This window comes from Halomonas gemina, assembly GCF_023554995.1.
Lineage (GTDB): Bacteria > Pseudomonadota > Gammaproteobacteria > Pseudomonadales > Halomonadaceae > Halomonas > Halomonas gemina.
This window is the reverse complement of the sequence record NZ_JAMJPK010000008.1, coordinates 37603-54489: the sequence shown is the minus strand read 5'-3', so window position 1 is coordinate 54489 and position 16887 is coordinate 37603. Positions and strand designations below refer to the sequence as shown.

17 protein-coding genes are annotated in these 16887 nt (G+C 71.3%); 15 read left to right on the top strand and 2 right to left on the bottom strand.

Going from position 1 to position 16887, the window contains the following annotated elements:
• The first annotated feature begins 78 nt into the window (after positions 1-78).
• The 5 genes from M8009_RS16435 to M8009_RS16415 are packed head-to-tail and all read left to right on the top strand — an operon-like array spanning position 79 to position 5160.
• On the top strand, positions 79-612 hold the full coding sequence (locus M8009_RS16435) for an NUDIX hydrolase (RefSeq protein ID WP_250063198.1): 534 nt from the start codon (positions 79-81) through the stop codon (positions 610-612).
• Entirely contained in the window at positions 612-1538 is a 927-nt protein-coding gene (locus M8009_RS16430; protein ID WP_250063197.1) for an AAA family ATPase, read from the top strand. Before M8009_RS16435 ends, M8009_RS16430 begins: the two co-directional genes overlap by 1 nt.
• Positions 1535-2497, top strand: a complete 963-nt coding sequence (locus tag M8009_RS16425) for a DUF58 domain-containing protein (RefSeq protein WP_250063195.1) — start codon at positions 1535-1537, stop codon at positions 2495-2497. The genes M8009_RS16430 and M8009_RS16425 overlap by 4 nt, the downstream gene beginning before the upstream one ends.
• Positions 2494-4626 (top strand): transglutaminase TgpA family protein, encoded by a 2133-nt coding sequence (locus M8009_RS16420; protein WP_250063193.1) that lies wholly within the window; start codon positions 2494-2496, stop codon positions 4624-4626. The genes M8009_RS16425 and M8009_RS16420 overlap by 4 nt, the downstream gene beginning before the upstream one ends.
• A gap of 48 nt (positions 4627-4674) precedes the next feature.
• Positions 4675-5160 carry a glutathione peroxidase gene (locus M8009_RS16415; protein ID WP_250063192.1) on the top strand — a complete coding sequence of 162 codons (486 nt, stop codon included), beginning with the start codon at positions 4675-4677 and terminating at the stop codon, positions 5158-5160.
• 58 nt (positions 5161-5218) lie between these two features.
• Here the strand turns inward: M8009_RS16415 and M8009_RS16410 are convergent, their stop codons facing one another.
• Complete coding sequence (locus M8009_RS16410; protein WP_250063190.1) at positions 5219-5605, bottom strand: DUF7079 family protein; 387 nt, start codon at positions 5603-5605, stop codon at positions 5219-5221.
• A gap of 195 nt (positions 5606-5800) precedes the next feature.
• Between M8009_RS16410 and fabV the strand changes: the two genes are divergently transcribed.
• The 4 genes from fabV (at position 5801) to M8009_RS16390 (ending at position 9318) form a co-directional block, all read left to right on the top strand.
• The gene (gene fabV, locus M8009_RS16405) at positions 5801-7027 is read left to right on the top strand and encodes an enoyl-ACP reductase FabV (protein WP_250063188.1); all 1227 of its coding nucleotides are present in this window, start codon (positions 5801-5803) and stop codon (positions 7025-7027) included.
• Positions 7028-7091: 64 nt separating this feature from the next.
• Positions 7092-7304 (top strand): hypothetical protein, encoded by a 213-nt coding sequence (locus tag M8009_RS16400; protein ID WP_250063186.1) that lies wholly within the window; start codon positions 7092-7094, stop codon positions 7302-7304.
• Positions 7305-7414: 110 nt separating this feature from the next.
• Positions 7415-8392 carry a GlxA family transcriptional regulator gene (locus tag M8009_RS16395; RefSeq protein ID WP_250063185.1) on the top strand — a complete coding sequence of 326 codons (978 nt, stop codon included), beginning with the start codon at positions 7415-7417 and terminating at the stop codon, positions 8390-8392.
• A gap of 23 nt (positions 8393-8415) precedes the next feature.
• A complete protein-coding gene (locus M8009_RS16390) occupies positions 8416-9318 on the top strand; it encodes a DMT family transporter (protein WP_250063183.1) in 903 nt (300 codons plus the stop codon).
• Here M8009_RS16390 and M8009_RS16385 read toward each other — a convergent pair whose 3' ends face one another.
• Entirely contained in the window at positions 9319-9936 is a 618-nt protein-coding gene (locus M8009_RS16385) for a class I SAM-dependent methyltransferase (protein WP_250063182.1), read from the bottom strand. It lies immediately after the preceding gene.
• Positions 9937-10123: 187 nt separating this feature from the next.
• Between M8009_RS16385 and M8009_RS16380 the strand changes: the two genes are divergently transcribed.
• Genes M8009_RS16380 through M8009_RS16355 form a run of 6 tightly spaced genes read left to right on the top strand, consistent with a single transcriptional unit; the run spans position 10124 to position 16832 of the window.
• Complete coding sequence (locus M8009_RS16380; RefSeq protein WP_250063180.1) at positions 10124-11338, top strand: aspartate aminotransferase family protein; 1215 nt, start codon at positions 10124-10126, stop codon at positions 11336-11338.
• 50 nt (positions 11339-11388) lie between these two features.
• Complete coding sequence (locus tag M8009_RS16375) at positions 11389-12477, top strand: arginine N-succinyltransferase (protein WP_250063178.1); 1089 nt, start codon at positions 11389-11391, stop codon at positions 12475-12477.
• On the top strand, positions 12477-13523 hold the full coding sequence (gene astA, locus M8009_RS16370; RefSeq protein ID WP_250063176.1) for an arginine N-succinyltransferase: 1047 nt from the start codon (positions 12477-12479) through the stop codon (positions 13521-13523). The genes M8009_RS16375 and astA overlap by 1 nt, the downstream gene beginning before the upstream one ends.
• Positions 13523-14992, top strand: a complete 1470-nt coding sequence (gene astD, locus M8009_RS16365; protein WP_250063174.1) for a succinylglutamate-semialdehyde dehydrogenase — start codon at positions 13523-13525, stop codon at positions 14990-14992. Before astA ends, astD begins: the two co-directional genes overlap by 1 nt.
• Positions 14989-16353, top strand: coding sequence for an N-succinylarginine dihydrolase (astB, locus tag M8009_RS16360; protein WP_250063172.1), 1365 nt, complete (start codon positions 14989-14991; stop codon positions 16351-16353). Before astD ends, astB begins: the two co-directional genes overlap by 4 nt.
• Complete coding sequence (locus M8009_RS16355) at positions 16350-16832, top strand: GNAT family N-acetyltransferase (protein WP_250063170.1); 483 nt, start codon at positions 16350-16352, stop codon at positions 16830-16832. Before astB ends, M8009_RS16355 begins: the two co-directional genes overlap by 4 nt.
• Positions 16833-16887: the final 55 nt, after the last annotated feature.

Genomic DNA, 16887 nt, shown 5'->3' with positions numbered 1-16887 from the left:
CCCCGGGAGCGGTCAACGCGCGGCGTGACGATGCCGCCGTGACTGGGTAGGCTGAAGGCATTTCCCCGGGAGTCCCCCATGAGCGCCGACGCTTCCCTGCCCGAACCGCATATCGCCGATGAGCAGATCCAGCTGGTGGACGCCCGTAATCGCCCCTGCGGCAGCGCCCCCCGGGCCGCCATGCGTCGCTTCCGGTTCTGGCACCGGGCCACCTATGTGGTGGTGCGCAACCGCCGCGGCGAGCTCTGCGTGCAGCGCCGCACCCTGACCAAGGAGGTCTTCCCGGGCGGGCTGGACCTCGCCGCCGGCGGCGTGGTGGGGGCCGGCGAGGCGGTCCACGTGGCGGCCCGCCGCGAGCTCGCCGAGGAGCTCGGTATCCAGGGCGTGCCGCTGCGCCACCTGGGCGAGTTTGTCCATGACGCGGGCGGCAACCACATCTTCGGCAGCCTCTTCCTGGTCGATCACGACGGCCCGCTGACGCTGCAGGCCGAGGAGGTGGCCGAGGCCTTCTGGTTGCCGCCCGCCGAGGCCCTGGCCCTGGAGGGCGTCACCCCGGATACCCGCCAGGCGGTGCAGGCCCTGCTGGCCTGTGGCGAGCTGGAGGCGGGGTGATGAACCGGCCGGAGCGACTCCTCGACCTGGACGCGGTGCTTGCCGCCCTGGAGGGGGTGGTGCTCGGCAAGTCGCGGGAGGTGCGCCTGGCGCTCTGCTGCCTGCTGGCCCGCGGCCACCTGCTGATCGAGGACCTGCCGGGGCTCGGCAAGACCACCCTGGCCCAGGCGCTGGCGCGGGTCGCCGGCCTGGACATGCAGCGCCTGCAGTTCACCAGCGACCTGCTGCCCGCCGACGTGCTGGGGGTCTCGGTCTTCGACCCGCGGGAGGCGCGCTTCAGCTTCCATCCCGGGCCGGTCTTCCATGGGCTGGTGCTGGCCGACGAGATCAACCGGGCCACCCCCAAGACCCAGAGCGCACTGCTCGAGGCGATGGAGGAGGGGCGGGTGACCGTGGAGGGCGAGACCCGGGCGCTGCCTGACCCCTTCTTCGTGATCGCCACCCAGAATCCCCAGGAGCAGGCGGGGACCTTTCCGCTGCCGGAGTCGCAGCTCGACCGCTTCCTGATGCGCCTCTCGCTGGGCTATCCGGACCCCCGGGCCGAGCGCGCGATCCTGCGCGGCCAGGCCGGACGAGTGAAGCTCGATGCGTTGCTGCCGCTGCTGGATGCCGAGCGCCTGCGCGGCTGGCAGGCGCGGCTGGACGGGGTCCATGTGGCCGACGCCCTGCTCGACTACGTCCAGGCCCTGGCCGCGGCCAGCCGCGAGCATCCGGAGCTCGCCTGGGGGCTCTCCACCCGGGGCGTGCTGGCCCTGCTCCAGGCGGCCCGGGGCTGGGCGCTGCTCGAGGGGCGCGACCACGTGCTGCCCGAGGACGTCCAGGCGGTCTGGGTCCCGGTGACGGGCCATCGGCTGAGCAGCGGTCCCCGGGAGGAGGGCGAGGCGCTGGCCCGCCAGCTGCTGACCCGCGTGGCGGTGATGGGGTGAGCGTGGCCGCCGCGGCGAGCTCCGGCTCCGGCCCCCGCCTTCGCGGGCGGTTGCGCCACTGGTGGCTGCGTCGGCTGGCCGCGCCAATGGGGCACTCGCTTCCCCAGCGCCGGCTGTTCCTGATCCCCACCCGCTTCGGCCTGGGCTGGGCGGTGCTGGTGGTAGTGCTGCTGCTGTTCGGAATCAACTACCAGAACAGCCTGGCCTACGGGCTGGCCTTCTGGCTGTTCAGCGTCGGCGTGGTGGTGCTGCTGCGCGGCTGGCTCAACCTGCTTGGCGTCGTCCCGGAGCTGCGCATGCCCCGCGAGGCCTTCGCCGGCGGCGAGGCTCGGCTGAAGGTGCTGCTGAGGGCGCGCCGCGACCGCACGGCACTCGAGCTCCATTGCGCTGGCGTCCGGGGGCGGGGGGACATCCTCGACGGCCGCGGCGAGACCGAGCTGGCCCTGCCGGTGCCCCGGCGTGGTGTGCAGGCGCTGCCCTGGCTGAGGATCGAGAGCCGCTGGCCGCTGGGCCTGGTCCGGGTGGTGGCCTGGGTCCACCATGATGCCGAGCTGCTGGTCTGGCCACATCCGCTGGAGGAGGATGAACCGGCCGTGCACCGCGGCGGGGCGGACCTGGAAGCCAGCGACTTCGAGGGGCTGCGCCGCTTCCAGCCCGGCGACAGCCCCGGGCGGGTGGCCTGGAAGCAGTGGAGCCGCACCGGCGTGCTCGCCACCAAGGCGTTCAGCGTGCCGCCGCATCGGCAGCTGTGGCTGGACTACGCTGCCTGTCGCGGCGACCCGGAGCGGCGCCTCTCGGTGCTCTGCGCCCGGGTGCTGGCCCACCACCGTGCCGGCGACCGCTATGGCCTCAGGCTGCCGGGCCTCACCCTGGCCCAGGGCGAGGGCGAGATCCAGCGTCGCCGGGTGCTGGATGCCCTGGCGCGCTTCCGACCGACCCGCCCGGAGGGCGGAGCATGAGCGTCCGGCGCCCCGTCAGGCTGGCGGCGCCGGCCGTGCTGGCGGATGGCCGGGGGCTGAGCGGGGGCATGCTGCGCCAGCTGTTCATCGGCCAGTGCCTGGTGCTGGCCCTGCACCTGGCCTGGATGCCGGCCTGGCTGGTGGCGCTGGCCCTGGCGGTGGCCGGCTACCGGCTCGTGCAGCTGCGCCGCGGCCTGCCGCGGGCCGGCATCCTGCTGCGGCTGGCCGCGGTAGGCGGCCTGGTGCTGGCGCTCTGGCTGCAGTTCGGCACCCTGGGCAGCATGGACGGGCTGGTCGGCCTGCTGCTCGGCGTCTACCTGCTCAAGCTGCTCGAGACCCATGACCGTCGCGATGCCCGGGTGGTGGTGGTGATCGGCCTGGTCACCACGGCCGTGGCCTTCCTGCATGACCAGGGGATTCCCATGGCCGCGGGCGCCCTGCTGGCGGTGGCCTGGCTGCTGCAGTCGCTGGTCTGGCTCTCCGGTGCCACCGGCCTTCGCCAGGCCTGGCGGGAGACGGCCTGGCTGCTGGTGCTCTCGGCGCCGCTGATGGCGCTGCTGTTCGTCACCTTCCCGCGGCTGGGGCCGCTGTGGAGCATGCCGCAGATGGACCGGGCCTCCACCGGCCTGACCGACGAGATCGCCCCGGGCGACATCGCCCAGCTGTCGCGCAGCGATGCGCGGGCCTTCCGGGCCCGCTTCGAGGGGCGCGAGCCGGCCCCCGACGAGCGCTACTGGCGGGTCTACACCCTGTCGCACTTCGATGGCATCCGCTGGTCGCGGGCCACGCCCGACCAGCTGGCCGTCACCCTGGAGCGCCCGGTCGATGCCTTCGTCCGCGAGGCGGCGCGCTCCCCCTGGCAGTCGCAGGAGGGCGCACGGTTCAGCGCGGAGCTGCTGCTCGAGCCCGACAGCCGCCCCTGGCGCCCCTCTCTGGGCACGCCGCTGGAAAGCGACAGCCGCCAGCGCTTCCTGGCCGACGGCACCCTGGAGGGGCTGGCCCCGCTGAGCTCGCGCAGCCTGCTGAGGCTCTCCAGCAGCGGGGCGCCACCGGCCAATCCGGACCCCGCCGGCGCGCGCTGGCACCGCCTGCTGCCCGACGACGCCAACCCGCGCACCCGGGCCCTGGCCAAGCGGCTGTGGCGCGAGGCGGGCGGTGACCCGGATGCCTATCTCGCGGCGATGATGGCGCGCTTCGGCGAGGCCCCCTATCGCTATACGCTCTCGCCACCGCGTCTCGTCGGCGAGCACCGCGTCGATGACTTCCTGTTCGACAGCCAGGCCGGCTACTGTACCTACTACGCCTCGGCGGCCGCCGTGATGGCGCGCATGGCAGGTATTCCGGCGCGGGTGGTGGCGGGTTTCCTGGGCGGCGAGCGACACCCGGATGGCCACTTCACGGTCCGTGACTACGATGCCCACGCCTGGGTGGAGGTGTGGCGCGACGGTGCCTGGCGGCGCCTGGATCCCACCGCGGTCATCGCCCCGGAGCGCATCGAGCAGGGCGCCCAGGCGGTCGATGAGGGCGGCGAGGCCTTCCTGGCGGATGCCCGCTTCTCCCCGCTGCGCATGCGCGAGGTGGGCTGGGTGAACCGCCTGCGCCTGGAGTGGGAGCGGCTGGAGTACCGCTGGCAGCGCGGGGTGGTCGGCTACCAGCGCGAGTCGCGCCGTTCGCTGATGGCGCAGCTGGTCGGCTGGTGGCGCGAGGCCTGGGCCCGGCTGGATGCGCGGCTCCCCGGCCGGGGAGCCATGGCCACCGCGCTGGGCCTGATGGCAGTGCTGGTCGCGGCGGCGGGCCTGGTGCTGCTGGTTCAGCGGGGCTGGCAGCACCGCCGGCGTCGGCGCGACGAGCGCTGGCTGGTGGGCGACTTGCAGGCCTGGCTGGCCCGGCACGGCCTGGCGGGCCGCGCGGGGGAGTCGCCCGCCGCCCACCTGCGGCGCATCGCCCCCCGGGCCGGGCCGGCAGGGTGGGCGCTCGAGGAGTGTGCCCGAGACCTCGAGCGGCTGGCCTATGCGCCCCTGGAGGAGGCCGAGCGGCGCCAGCGGCGACACCGCCTGGCGAATCGGGTGGCCGAGGTGCGACGCCGGCTGCCGAGGCGGCGGCCTGGCCCGGGCGGGGCTGGCGCGTGAGGGGCCGGCGTGTCATCGTAGAGGGTCAGAGAGCGAGCCCGATGATCCATGTCCATTCATGACCACGAATGCCGCACCCAGAGCGGCGAGCCCTTCAACCTCCGCGCCCTGCGCGGTCAGGTGCTGCTGATCGTCAATGTGGCCAGCCAGTGCGGTTTTACTTCCCAGCTGCGTGACCTCGAGCACCTCTATGTTCGCTATCGCGACCGGGGCTTCACCGTGCTGGGCTTTCCCTGCAACCAGTTCGCCCGCCAGTCGCCGGAGTCGGCGCTGGATTTCTGTCGCTTCGCCGAGCACGAGTACGGGGTCTCCTTCCCGCTGCTGGAGAAGGTCAAGGTCAACGGCCGTGGCGCCCATCCGCTGTTCGTCGAGCTCAAGCGCCAGGCGCCGGGCGTGCTGGGAACCGGCATGATCAAGTGGAACTTCACCAAGTTCCTGGTCGGCCGGGATGGCCGCGTCATTCGCCGCTTCTCGCCCCGCGATGGCGAGGTGGAGCTGCGCGAGGCGCTGGAGAGGGCCCTGGACGAGCCCTGAGGGTCAGGGGAGCGTGTTGGCTCCCAGCCGGGTGGTCGAGCCGGGTCATCCTGCGCGGTCACGGCACCTCGCCGCGTTCGACCAGCACCCGTCCCATCAGCTCGTTCCAGCGATGGCGGGTCATCATGGTAGTCAGCCCCGAGAAAAGCGCCCAGCTCTTGCGCCGCCAGCCTTTGAGTCGCAGGTTGTGGGCCACCAGCTGCTTCATCAGCTTGTAGTCGTCGAACGAGCGCCATTCGCCGGCCACCGACATCTGGTGGCGCGCCAGTACCGGGGCAAGCTCCAGGCGGAAGACCCACTCCAGCTCGCGCACGGTCAGGTCGTGGCGCTGGATGACGGCGACCATGCGCGCGTAATCGGTCTCGCGGGGCTCGCGTTCCAGCCATAGCGGGGCCAGTGCCAGCCACAGCTCGCCGCGTTCGTCGACCAGTGTCTGTGCATCCATCGCTACCCTCCTGCCACACTCGTTGCCCGGGACGAGCATCCTGCACCAGCCATGCGACGGCCTCAAGGGCGGACAGCCGCCGCCGGGGCCGCTAGAATGTCGCCCACTGCCCTTCGATCCAGCCATCCGGCGCATTCATTCCCCCATGCGGACGGGCGCGGTTGTCCCGTCCGCCGGACAACAACGAGGTCTGACGTGATCATCAAGCCCAAGGTACGCGGTTTCATCTGCACCACCACCCACCCCGTCGGGTGCGAGAAGAACGTGCTCGAGCAGATCGAGGCGACCCGCGCCCGCGGCCTGGACCAGGCGCCGGGTGACGAGGCCCAGCGGCCGAAGAAGGTGCTGGTGATCGGCGCTTCGAGCGGCTACGGCCTGGCGGCGCGCATCACCGCCGCCTTCGGCTACGGCGCCGACACCCTGGGCGTGTTCTTCGAGAAACCCGGCAGCGAGAAGAAGCCGGGCACCGCCGGCTGGTACAACAGCGCCGCCTTCGACCGGTTTGCCAAGGCCGAGGGGCTCTACAGCAAGTCGATCAACGGCGACGCCTTCTCCCACGAGGCCCGCGACAAGGCCATCGAGCTGATCCAGCAGGACCTGGGCCAGGTCGACCTAGTGGTCTACTCGCTGGCCTCGCCGGTGCGTAAGCTGCCCGACAGCGGCGAGCTAAAGCGCTCCAGCTTGAAGCCGATCGGTGAGACCTATCGCGCCACCGCCATCGACACCAACAAGGACGCCATCATCGAGGCCGAGGTCGAGCCCGCCACCGAGCAGGAGATCGAGGACACCAAGGCGGTGATGGGCGGCGAGGACTGGGAGCTGTGGATCGAGGCCCTGGACCGCGCCGGCGTGCTGGCCCCCGGCGCCCGCAGCGTGGCCTTCAGCTACATCGGCACCGAGATCACCTGGCCGATCTACTGGCACGGCGCCCTGGGCAAGGCCAAGGAGGACCTGGACCGCGCCGCCGGCGAGATCGACAAGCGCCTCTCGGCCAGCGGCGGCGGCGCCAACGTGGCGGTGCTCAAGTCGGTGGTGACCCAGGCCAGCGCGGCCATCCCGGTCATGCCGCTCTACATCGCCATGGTCTACAAGGTGATGAAGGAGAAGGGCCTCCACGAGGGCACCATCGACCAGCTCAACCGCCTGTTCGGCGAATGTCTCTATACTCGTGAAGGACAGGGCAGCGATTGCAACACCGACGAGGTCGGCCGGCTGCGCCTCGATGACCGGGAGCTGCGCGATGACGTCCAGCAGGCCTGCAAGGCGCTGTGGCCCCAGGTGACCACCGAGAACCTCTTCGAGATCACCGACTATGCCGGCTACAAGCATGACTTCCTCAAGCTGTTCGGCTTCGAGCGTGACGACGTGGACTACGACGCCGATGTGAACCCGGTGGCGGACTTCGATGTCGTGAACCTGTAGGAGCCCGCGTTTCCGGGAGTTGCCCGGGGTGCGGGACGCTGATTCCAGCCAGTGGAGGTGTGCCATGGTTACCCGGGACAGCAAGACGCCGGAAGAGGAACTGCAGCATCTCAAGGAAGTCAGCCAGCCCGAGGACTTCGAGCATCCCGAGCCGGATGAAGACCAGCCCGAGGCAAAAGAGTCTCCGCACGGGCTGCACCGGGTGCTGCCCATCGTCATCGTGGTGCTCGGGATCCTGGCGGCGGCCATGTTGCTGCTGAGCGGCAACGCCCAATAGGCGGGCGGTCGCCGCTGGCCTCTCCTCGCGGTGGGGCTGTGGATCTTTCCGGCCTTGGGTAAGATGGGGGCTTTCCGGCGCCCCCGGCACCCACCCAAGGCCAGATTTGCATGCCCGAGCCCCTCACTCCCCTTCGTCCGACGTCTCCGACGCGGCATGTCGGTGTCGTGGTGCTGCCCGGCTTCTCCCTGCTGGCCCAGGCCTGTGCCACCGAGCCCCTGGCGGTGGCCAACCGCCTCGAGGGGCGACCCCTGTATCGGCTCACCACCTTCGCCTGTGTTGCCGGCCCGGTGGCCAGCGCCTCCCAGCAGGCGCTGATGCCCCAGGCCGGGATCAATGAGGTGGACGAGCCGCTGGACCTGCTGCTGGTGTGCGCGCCGGGCCCGCTCTCCGGCAGCGTCCCCGGGCCCCTGATCGAGTGGCTGCACCGGCTGGCCGGCGCGGGCGTGCTGCTGGGCGGCATCGGCGGTGGCACCGAGGTGCTGGCCCGGGCCGGGGTGCTGGACGGCTACCGGGCGACACTGCCCTGGCAGCGCTTCGATGCCTTCTCCGAGGCCTTCCCCCGCGTGCGCCTCTCCCGCCAGCTCTTCGAGATCGACCGCGACCGCCTGACCTGCGGCGGCGGTACCGCCGCCATGGACATGATGATGACCCTGGTGGGCAGCCAGCACGGCCCCCGGCTGGCGGAGCGCATCTCCGAGCACTTCGTGCTGGAACGCATCCGCATGGGCGACGAGCCCCAGCAGGTCCCGCTGCGCTCGCGGCTCGGCCATGCCCCCGAGAGCCTGGCCGAGGCGGTGGCCCTGATGGAGGCCAACATCGAGGAGCCCCTGACCACCCACGAGCTGGCCGAGCATCTGGGCATCTCCCGTCGCCAGCTCGAGCGCCTGTTCAAGAAGTACCTGCAGGCGGTGCCCAGCCGCTACTACCTGGACCTGCGGCTGCAGCAGGCGCGTCGCCTGCTGCGCGAGAGCGACCGCCCCGCCGGCGAGATCGCCCTGCAGACCGGCTTCTCCTCGGCGGCGCACTTCTCCACCGCCTACCGCAACCACTTCGGCATCACGCCCCGCGAGGAGCGGCTGGCCTGACCCTCTCACGCCCTGGAGTCCCGATGAGCGCGCTGCGGCCCCACCTCTTCCTGCTGCTGGTGGTGACGATCTTTTCCGGCAACATCCTGGTCGGCAAGGCCCTGGCGGGCCTGCCGCCCTTCACCATCTCGCTGGGCCGGGTGGCCATCGCCCTGGTGGTCATGCTGCCGCTCGGCTGGCACCAGGCCCGACACGGCTGGCCGGTCTTCCGGCGCCACTGGCGGCCGCTGCTGGGGCTGGCGCTCTCCGGGGTGGCCTTCTTCAACGCGCTGATCTATGCGGCGCTGAAGTTCACCTCGGCGACCAACGTCGCCATCCTCGAGAGCCTGATCCCGGTGGCGACCCTGCTGCTCAGCGTGCTGCTGTTCGGCGAGCGCTTCCGGCCCCTGCAGTGGGTCGGCGTGGTGGTCTCGCTGGGCGGGGCCGTGGTGGTCATCACCGCCGGGGAGGTCGCCGAGCTGGTACCCGGCGGGATGAACCCGGGCGATCTGATCATGCTGCTGGCGGTGCTGGTCTGGGTGGGCTACTCGCTTCTGGTCAAGGAGCACATGGCGCGCTTCCCGCGCTATGGCGGGCTGCTGGTCATGCTGGTCATCGCCAACCTGGCGTTGGCGCCCATCGCCCTGCTGGAGGGGGCCTGGCGGGTGGTGCCGAACCTCTCCACCGCCGAGCTCGCCGGGCTTGGCTATCTCGGTATCTTCCCCTCGGTGGTGGCGCTGCTGCTCTACAACAGCGCCCTGGCCGACATCGGGCCGACACGGGCGGCGGTCTACCTCAACTTGCTGCCCGTGTTCACCATGCTGGGGGCCTGGTGGTGGCTGGGGGACCGCATCCTCCCGGTGCAGGTGGTCGGCAGCCTGGTGGTGATCACCGGGGTCTGGTGCACCATCTCGCCGCCCCGGCAACGGGCCGCCCGCCCCGGCTGATCAGGCGGGGTGGGCCAGCAGGGCGCGAAACAGCGAGCCCATCATCACCGGCGTGTCCTGCTCGATGACGAAGTCGGCCGCCTCCAGCAGCGGGCGGGCCTGGCGGGTGATGTCGGTGGCGATGGCCGAGGTGAGGGCGTTGAGGCTACGCCGGGCCAGGCCGGCCGGGCGCTCGTCGGCCTGGAACTTGTCCATCACGCAGAGCTGGCCATCCGCCTTCAGCACTCGCCGGGCCTCGGCCAGCCCCCGCGCGGGGGCTGGCATCACCGCCAGGATCAGGTGCATCACCACCACGTCGAAGTGGTCGTCGGGATAGGCGAGGCGTTCGGCGTCCATGACCTCTGCCTGGACGTCGCGGCCCAGTGCATCGGCGCGCTGCCGAAGGCGCTTGACCATGCTCCGGGAGAGGTCGGTGGCGTGCAGTTCGATGTCCCGCGGCAGCCAGGGCAGGTCGAGCCCGGTGCCGGCGCCGACCAGCAGCACCCGCATGCCGGGCTGCCAGGTCACCTGGCCGAGGGCCATGCGGCGGGGCCCGCGGAAGGCGCGATCGGCCACCAGGTCGTAGACCGGGGCATAGAGCCCGTAGCGGATCCGGTTCCAGGCCGTGGTGTTGAACATGGTGGACTCCTCGTCGGCGAGTCTCTTCAGCCTACCCCATCCCGCCTCGACCATCCCGTGGCGCAGGTGGGAGGACACGGCGGCTGCCTTTTACACAACTCGCCGTCCCATTGCTGAAAGCCTCCTGCGGCAGCGCTCCCTATACTCGAGTGACCAATGATCCGTGATGCCAGGAATGGAGAGCGACATGAGCCAGACCCCGACCCGCGCCGACTTCGACCACTACATGGTGCCCAACTACGCCCCCCAGAAGGCGGTCCCGGTGCGCGGCGAGGGGAGTCGCCTGTGGGACCAGCAGGGCCGCGAGTACATCGACTTCGCCGGCGGCATCGCCGTGAACGGCCTGGGGCACTGCCACCCGGTGCTGGTCGAGGCCCTCACCGCCCAGGCGAACAAGCTCTGGCACCTGTCGAACGTCTATACCAACGAGCCGGCGCTGGCCCTGGCGCGCAGCCTGGTCGAGCGTACCTTCGCCGACAAGGTCTACCTCTGCTCCTCCGGTGGCGAGGCCAACGAGGCGGCTCTCAAGCTGGCGCGGCGCTGGGCCCATGACCACCATGGCGAGCACAAGCACCGCATCGTCTCCTTCTCGCAGTCCTTCCATGGCCGCACCTTCTTCACCGTCAGCGTCGGCGGGCAGCCCAAGTACTCCCAGGGCTTCGGCCCGGTGCCGGGGGGCATCGTGCATGGCCAGTACAACGACCTCGACAGCGTGCGCAACCTGATCGACGACGATACCTGCGCGGTGATGGTCGAGCCGATGCAGGGGGAGGGCGGCATCATCCCCGCCGACCCGGCGTTCCTGCAGGGGCTGCGCGACCTGTGCGATGCCTTCGATGCGCTGCTGATCTTCGACGAGGTGCAGACCGGGGCGGGACGCACCGGCTCGCTCTATGCCTACCAGCAGTACGGCGTGACCCCGGACATCCTGACCAGCGCCAAGTCGCTGGGCGGGGGCTTCCCGGTGGGCGCCATGCTGACCACCGACCGGGTGGCCCCGGCCATGGCCATCGGCACCCACGGCTCCACCTACGGCGGCAACCCTCTGGCCTCGGCCGTGGCCCTGGCCGCCGTGGAATATATCGACACCCCGGAGGTGCTCGAGGGCGTCAGGCACCGCCATGACCTCTTCCGCGAGCACCTCGAGGCGATCAACCGCCAGCATGGCGTGTTCCGGGAGATCCGCGGCATGGGCCTGCTGATCGGCGCCGAGATGGCGCCGGAGTACGAGGGGCGGGCCAAGGACATCCTGCCGCTGGCCCTCGAGGAGGGGCTGATGGCGCTGATCGCCGGTCCCAACGTGCTGCGCATGGCGCCCTCGCTGGTGATCCCCGAGGCCGATATCGCCGAGGGCATGGCGCGGCTCGAACGCGCGGTGGCGCGGCTGGTGGCGGAGCAGTGAGCCCCGGTCCCGCGATGCGTGACGACTCATTCCCTTCCGGAGACCCTGCCATGCTGGTCATACGCCCCGTCCGCCCGGCGGACCTGCCGGCCCTGGAACGGCTGGCCGGCAGTGCGACGCCGCGGCTGACCAACCTGCCGGCCCACCGCGACCGCCTGGAGGAGCGCATCGCCCGCTCCCAGCGCGCCTTCGCCGCCGAGGTCGAGGTGCCCGGTGACGAGCACTACACCTTCGTGCTCGAGGACCTGGAGCGCGGCGAGGTGGCGGGTACCGCCACCATCCGTGCCCAGGCCGGTGCCCGCGAGGCCTACTACACCTATCGCCAGGAGACGCTGATCCACGCCTCCCAGCAGCTCGACGTGCGTCGTGAGGTACCGACCCTTTCGCTCTCCCACGAGGTCTCCGAGGCGACCCTGCTCTGCGCCCTGTCGATGGATGCCCGCTACAAGGGCACCAGCGCCGAGAGCCTGCTGCGCCGCGCGCGGCTGATGTTCATCGCCCAGTACCCGGAGCGCTTCGCCGGGATCCTGGCCATGGCCTTTCCCGGCTACCTGGATGAGCAGGGCGAATCGCCGTTCTGGAACAGCGTGGGTCGCCACTTCTTCGTGCGCGACTACCAGGAGATCAACTACCTGGCCGGGGTGCGTTCGAAGAGCTTCATCGCCGAGGTCATGCCGCAGTTCCCGCTCTACCTGGCGCTGCTCACGCCCCAGGCCCGGGCCGCCATCGGCCGCGAGCATCCCGACCACGAGCCGGCCCTGACCGAGATGCTGGCCGAGGGCTTCCTGCGCTCGCGCCACGTGGACATCTTCGATGCCGGCCCGGTGATCAAGGGCGAACGGGAGCGCCTGCAAAGCTTTTGCCGCGCCGCCTGGCATCCGGTGCGCATCCGCCCCGCCCACGCGCTGCCCGATGCCGAGCCGGCCATGGTCGCCAACCAGCGCCTCGGCGACTTCCGCTGTGTGGTGGCGCGCTATGCCCTGTCGCCCACCGGCCAGCTGATGCTCTCCCCGGAGCATGCCGAGCGGCTGGGCGTGGAGGAGGGGCGCGCCGTGCTGGCCGCCCCCCTGGCGCTGCCGGGGATGGGAGACGGGAGTCTCGACGCGCACGATCCGGGCTATGACGAGGGAGAGCTGTGATGCGTATTCGACCGATCGCCGAGGGCGACCTGGACGAGCTGCAGGCCCTGGCCCGGGAGACCGGGGTGGGCTTCACCTCGTTGCCCGACAACCGCGACTTCCTGGCGTCCAGGATCGCCTCGACGGTGGCCGCCTTCGAGGAGCGCACGCCCAAGGAGCAGCGGCTCTACTTCTTCGTGCTGGAGGACGAGGCGAGCGGCCGGCTGGCCGGCTGCTGCGCCATCGAGGGCCAGGTGGGGCGCGAGATCCCCTTCTATCATTACCGCCTGGGGACCCTGGCCCACTCCTCGGTGCAGCTCGACCTGCACCGCACCATCGACACCCTCTTCCTGAGCTCCGACCACACCGGCGACGCCGAGGTGGCCTCGCTGTTCCTGCGTCCCGAGTATCGCGGCGCCGACCATCGTCACGATCGCAACGGCGCGCTGCTGTCGATGATGCGCTGGCTGTTCCTGGCCGAGTTCCGCGACCGCTTCCCCGACAAGGTGCTCGCCGAGATGCGCGGCGTCTTCGACGAGAACGGGCGCAGCCCCTTCTGGGAGTGCCTGGGCAGCCACTTCTTCCCGCTCGCCTTCGACGAGGCCGACAGGCTCACGGGGCTGGGCCAGAAGAGCTTCATCGGCGAGCTGATGCCCAAGTTCCCGATCTACACGCCCTTCCTCAGCGAGGCGGCGCGGGCCTGCATCGGCCAGGTGCACGAGCATACCCGTCCGGCGTTGGCCATGCTCAAGAAGCAGGGCCTGCGCTGGGAGGGTTTCATCGATATCTTCGACGGCGGCCCCACCGTGGAGGCCTATATCGACGACGTGCGCGGCGTGCGGCTGTCGCGGCGCTGCCGGGTCGAGGTCAAGGCCGGCACGCCCGAGCGTTCGCCGCGGCCGCGCTGGCTGGCGGCCACCACCGGGATGGCGGGCTTCCGTGCCGCCTGGCTGGGACGCGGGCCCGACGCCGAGGGCGTGGTGACGCTCGACGAGGACGAGGCGCGTCGGCTGGAGGTCGCTTCCGGCGACACCCTGCGCATTCTGGATACCGAGGAGGAGGCGTGATGAAGGCAAGACAACAGCTGCTGGTCGGCGGCACCTGGCAGGCGGGTGAGGGCGAGGCCTTCACCAAGCACGACCCGGTCTCCGATGAACGCCTCTGGGAGGGTGGCGCCGCCACCGCGGCCCAGGTGGACGCCGCGGTGGCGGCCGCCCGGGGCGCCTTCCCGGCCTGGGCGCGGACTCCTTTTGGCGAGCGCCAGGCGCTGGTGGAGCGCTTCCGCGAGGTGCTGGAGCGTCACCGCGAGGACCTGGCCACGGCCATCGCCCAGGAGACCGGCAAGCCGCTCTGGGAGGCCCGCACCGAGGTGGGGGCGATGATCGGCAAGGTGGCGCTCTCGATCCGCGCCTACCAGGAGCGCACCGGCGAGCGCAGCCGCGACCTGGGGGATGCCACCGCCGTGCTGCGCCATCGCCCGCACGGGGTGATGGCGGTCTATGGCCCCTACAACTTCCCCGGCCACCTGCCCAACGGCCATGTCGTACCGGCGCTGCTGGCCGGCAACACCGTGGTCTTCAAGCCCAGCGAGCAGACCCCGCTGACCGCCGACCTCACCCTGCAGTGCTGGCAGGAGGCGGGGCTGCCCGACGGCGTGATCAACCTGGTGCAGGGCGCCGCCGGGACCGGCCAGGCGCTCTCGGCAAACCCCGGCCTCGATGGCCTGCTGTTCACCGGCAGCGCCCGGGTGGGGGGCCTCCTGCATCGCCAGTTCGCCGACCAGCTCGACAAGATCCTGGCCCTGGAGCTCGGCGGCAACAACCCGCTGGTGGTGAAGGACGTCCCCGACCAGGAGGCGGCCGTGCTGACCATCCTGCAGTCGGCCTTCCTCTCCGGCGGCCAGCGCTGCACCTGCGCCCGGCGGCTGATCGTGCCCGAGGGCCAGGTAGGGGACCACCTGCTGGATGCTCTCAGTGACGCCATCTCGCGGCTGCGGGTGGCCGGCCAGTTCAGCGACCCCGCGCCCTTCTATGCCGGCCTGGTGAGCGTGGCGGCCGCCGATGGCATGCTCCAGGCCCAGGACGACCTGGAGGCGCTGGGGGGGACGGTGCTCGCCCGCATGGCCCGCGTCGAGCCCGGCACCAGCCTGCTCAGCCCGGCGCTGATCGACGTCACCGGCCTGGCGGTGCCTGACGAGGAGCACTTCGGCCCGCTGCTCAAGGTGCATCGCTACCGCGACTGGGACGAGGCGCTGCGCCTGGCCAACGACACCCGCTACGGCCTCTCCGCCGGGCTGCTCGGCGGTGAGCGACACGACTGGGACGATTTCCTGCTGCGCATCCGCGCCGGCATCGTCAACTGGAACCGCCAGACCACCGGCGCTTCCGGCGACGCGCCCTTCGGTGGGGTCGGCGAGAGCGGCAACCATCGCCCGAGTGCCTATTACGCCGCCGACTACTGTGCCTATCCGGTCGCCTCCATGGAGAGCGAGGCGCTGGTCCTGCCCGAGACGCTGCCGCCGGGGGTGACCCTATGAGTCAACCGACCCCGGACGTGCGCGAGGTCAACTTCGATGGCCTGGTCGGCCCGACCCACAACTACGCCGGCCTGGCCCTGGGCAACGTCGCCTCCATGACCCACGGCGGACTGGAGGCCAATCCCCGGGAGGCCGCCCTTCAGGGCCTGGGCAAGATGAAGGCGCTGATGGAGGCCGGCTACGCCCAGGGCGTGCTGCCGCCCCAGCAGCGCCCCGACCTGGGGGCGCTGCGCCAGCTCGGCTTCACCGGCAGCGATGCTAAGGTGCTGGCCCGGGCGGCGGGCGAGGCCCCGCAGATCCTGCGCGCGGTCTGCTCGGCCTCGAGCATGTGGACCGCCAATGCCGCCACGGTGACGCCCTCCATGGATGCGCCGGACGGCCGGGTGCACTTCACCCCGGCCAACCTGCAGTCGAGCTTCCACCGCTTCCTGGAGCCGGCCACCACCGCCCGGGTGCTGGCGGCGATCTTCCGCGAAGAGCAACGCTTCGCCCACCATCCGGTGCTGCCGGCGACCCCGGCCTTCTCCGACGAGGGCGCGGCCAACCATACCCGCCTCGCCGCGGACCATGGCGAGCCCGGGGTGCACCTCTTCGTCTATGGGCGGGCGGCCTTCGGCTGGGGGGCCGAGGAGGGCGTGGCGCCGCGGCGCTTCCCGGCGCGCCAGACCCTGGAGGCGAGCCAGGCGATTGCCCGCCAGCATGGCCTCACGGAGTCCCGGGTGGTGTTTGCCCAGCAGCACCCCGAGGCCATCGATGCCGGGGTCTTCCACAACGACGTGATCAGCGTGGGTAACGGTCCGGTGCTGCTCTACCACGAGCAGGCCTTCCTGGACGAGCAGGCCACCCTGGACGCGCTGAGGGCGAAGATGGCCACGCCGCTGGTCCCGATCCGGGTCCCCGAGGCGGCGGTCAGCCTCGAGGACGCCGTGGCCTCCTACCTCTTCAACTCCCAGCTGCTCTCCAACCTGGATGGCACCATGACGCTGGTGGTGCCCGGGGAGTGCCAGGAGCGCGAGAGCGTCTGGCGCACCATCCAGGACCTCCTGCTGGCCGGCCATAACCCGATATCCGAGGTGGTGGTCAAGGACGTCAAGCAGAGCATGCGCAACGGCGGGGGCCCTGCCTGCCTGCGGCTGCGGGTGGTGCTCTCGGCGGCGGAACGCGCGGCCCTCTCGGGGCGGGTGCTGCTGAATGATGCCCTGCATGGCGAGCTCACCGCCTGGGTCGAGCGTCACTACCGCGACCGCCTGGCCCCCAAGGACCTGGCCGACCCGCAGCTGGCCGAGGAGACCCTGGCGGCGCTGGACGAGCTGACGGAGATCCTGGCCATCGGCGCCGTCTATCCCTTCCAGCGCGGATGAGGCATCTGGAGATCCTGCGACTGGGCCCCGACTCGCCGCACCTGGCGCGGGTCGCGGCCTGGCAGCACGCCGAGTGGTCGCATCTGAGCCCCGGCGAGACGCTGGCCTCGCGCCTTGCCGCCCTGCGCGGGGAGTGCGGCAGGGCGGGCGTGCCCTCGGTATTCGTGGCGCTTGCGACAGGCAGGCCGGTGGGCACCGCCAGCCTGGTGGCCCAGGACCTGGATCCTCGGCCCGACCTCACGCCCTGGCTGGCCTCGGTCTATGTGCTGCCCGAATGGCGCGGGCGGGGCATTGCCTCGTCGCTAGTCCGGCGGGTCGAGGTGGAGGCCTCGGGGAACGGCATCGAGCGGCTCTATCTCTTCACCCCGGATCGGCAGGCGCTCTATCGCCGCCTCGGCTGGACGGATCACGAGACCCTGCGTCACCACGGCGAGACCGTGACCGTCATGACCCGACGGCCGATCCCCACGCCCGCCTGAACCGCCGGTCCGCTGCAGCGGACCGGCGCCCGGATGCGCTATGCTGCCGCCCAGC

Coding starts and splice junctions, on each gene's coding strand:
- M8009_RS16435 (WP_250063198.1), top strand. CDS start 79: ATGAGCGCCGACGCTTCCCTGCCCGAACCGCATATCGCCGATGAGCAG.
- M8009_RS16430 (WP_250063197.1), top strand. CDS start 612: ATGAACCGGCCGGAGCGACTCCTCGACCTGGACGCGGTGCTTGCCGCC.
- M8009_RS16420 (WP_250063193.1), top strand. CDS start 2,494: ATGAGCGTCCGGCGCCCCGTCAGGCTGGCGGCGCCGGCCGTGCTGGCG.
- M8009_RS16415 (WP_250063192.1), top strand. CDS start 4,675: ATGTCCATTCATGACCACGAATGCCGCACCCAGAGCGGCGAGCCCTTC.
- M8009_RS16410 (WP_250063190.1), bottom strand. CDS start 5,605: ATGGATGCACAGACACTGGTCGACGAACGCGGCGAGCTGTGGCTGGCA.
- M8009_RS16400 (WP_250063186.1), top strand. CDS start 7,092: ATGGTTACCCGGGACAGCAAGACGCCGGAAGAGGAACTGCAGCATCTC.
- M8009_RS16395 (WP_250063185.1), top strand. CDS start 7,415: ATGCCCGAGCCCCTCACTCCCCTTCGTCCGACGTCTCCGACGCGGCAT.
- M8009_RS16390 (WP_250063183.1), top strand. CDS start 8,416: ATGAGCGCGCTGCGGCCCCACCTCTTCCTGCTGCTGGTGGTGACGATC.
- M8009_RS16385 (WP_250063182.1), bottom strand. CDS start 9,936: ATGTTCAACACCACGGCCTGGAACCGGATCCGCTACGGGCTCTATGCC.
- M8009_RS16380 (WP_250063180.1), top strand. CDS start 10,124: ATGAGCCAGACCCCGACCCGCGCCGACTTCGACCACTACATGGTGCCC.
- M8009_RS16375 (WP_250063178.1), top strand. CDS start 11,389: ATGCTGGTCATACGCCCCGTCCGCCCGGCGGACCTGCCGGCCCTGGAA.
- astA (WP_250063176.1), top strand. CDS start 12,477: ATGCGTATTCGACCGATCGCCGAGGGCGACCTGGACGAGCTGCAGGCC.
- astD (WP_250063174.1), top strand. CDS start 13,523: ATGAAGGCAAGACAACAGCTGCTGGTCGGCGGCACCTGGCAGGCGGGT.
- astB (WP_250063172.1), top strand. CDS start 14,989: ATGAGTCAACCGACCCCGGACGTGCGCGAGGTCAACTTCGATGGCCTG.
- M8009_RS16355 (WP_250063170.1), top strand. CDS start 16,350: ATGAGGCATCTGGAGATCCTGCGACTGGGCCCCGACTCGCCGCACCTG.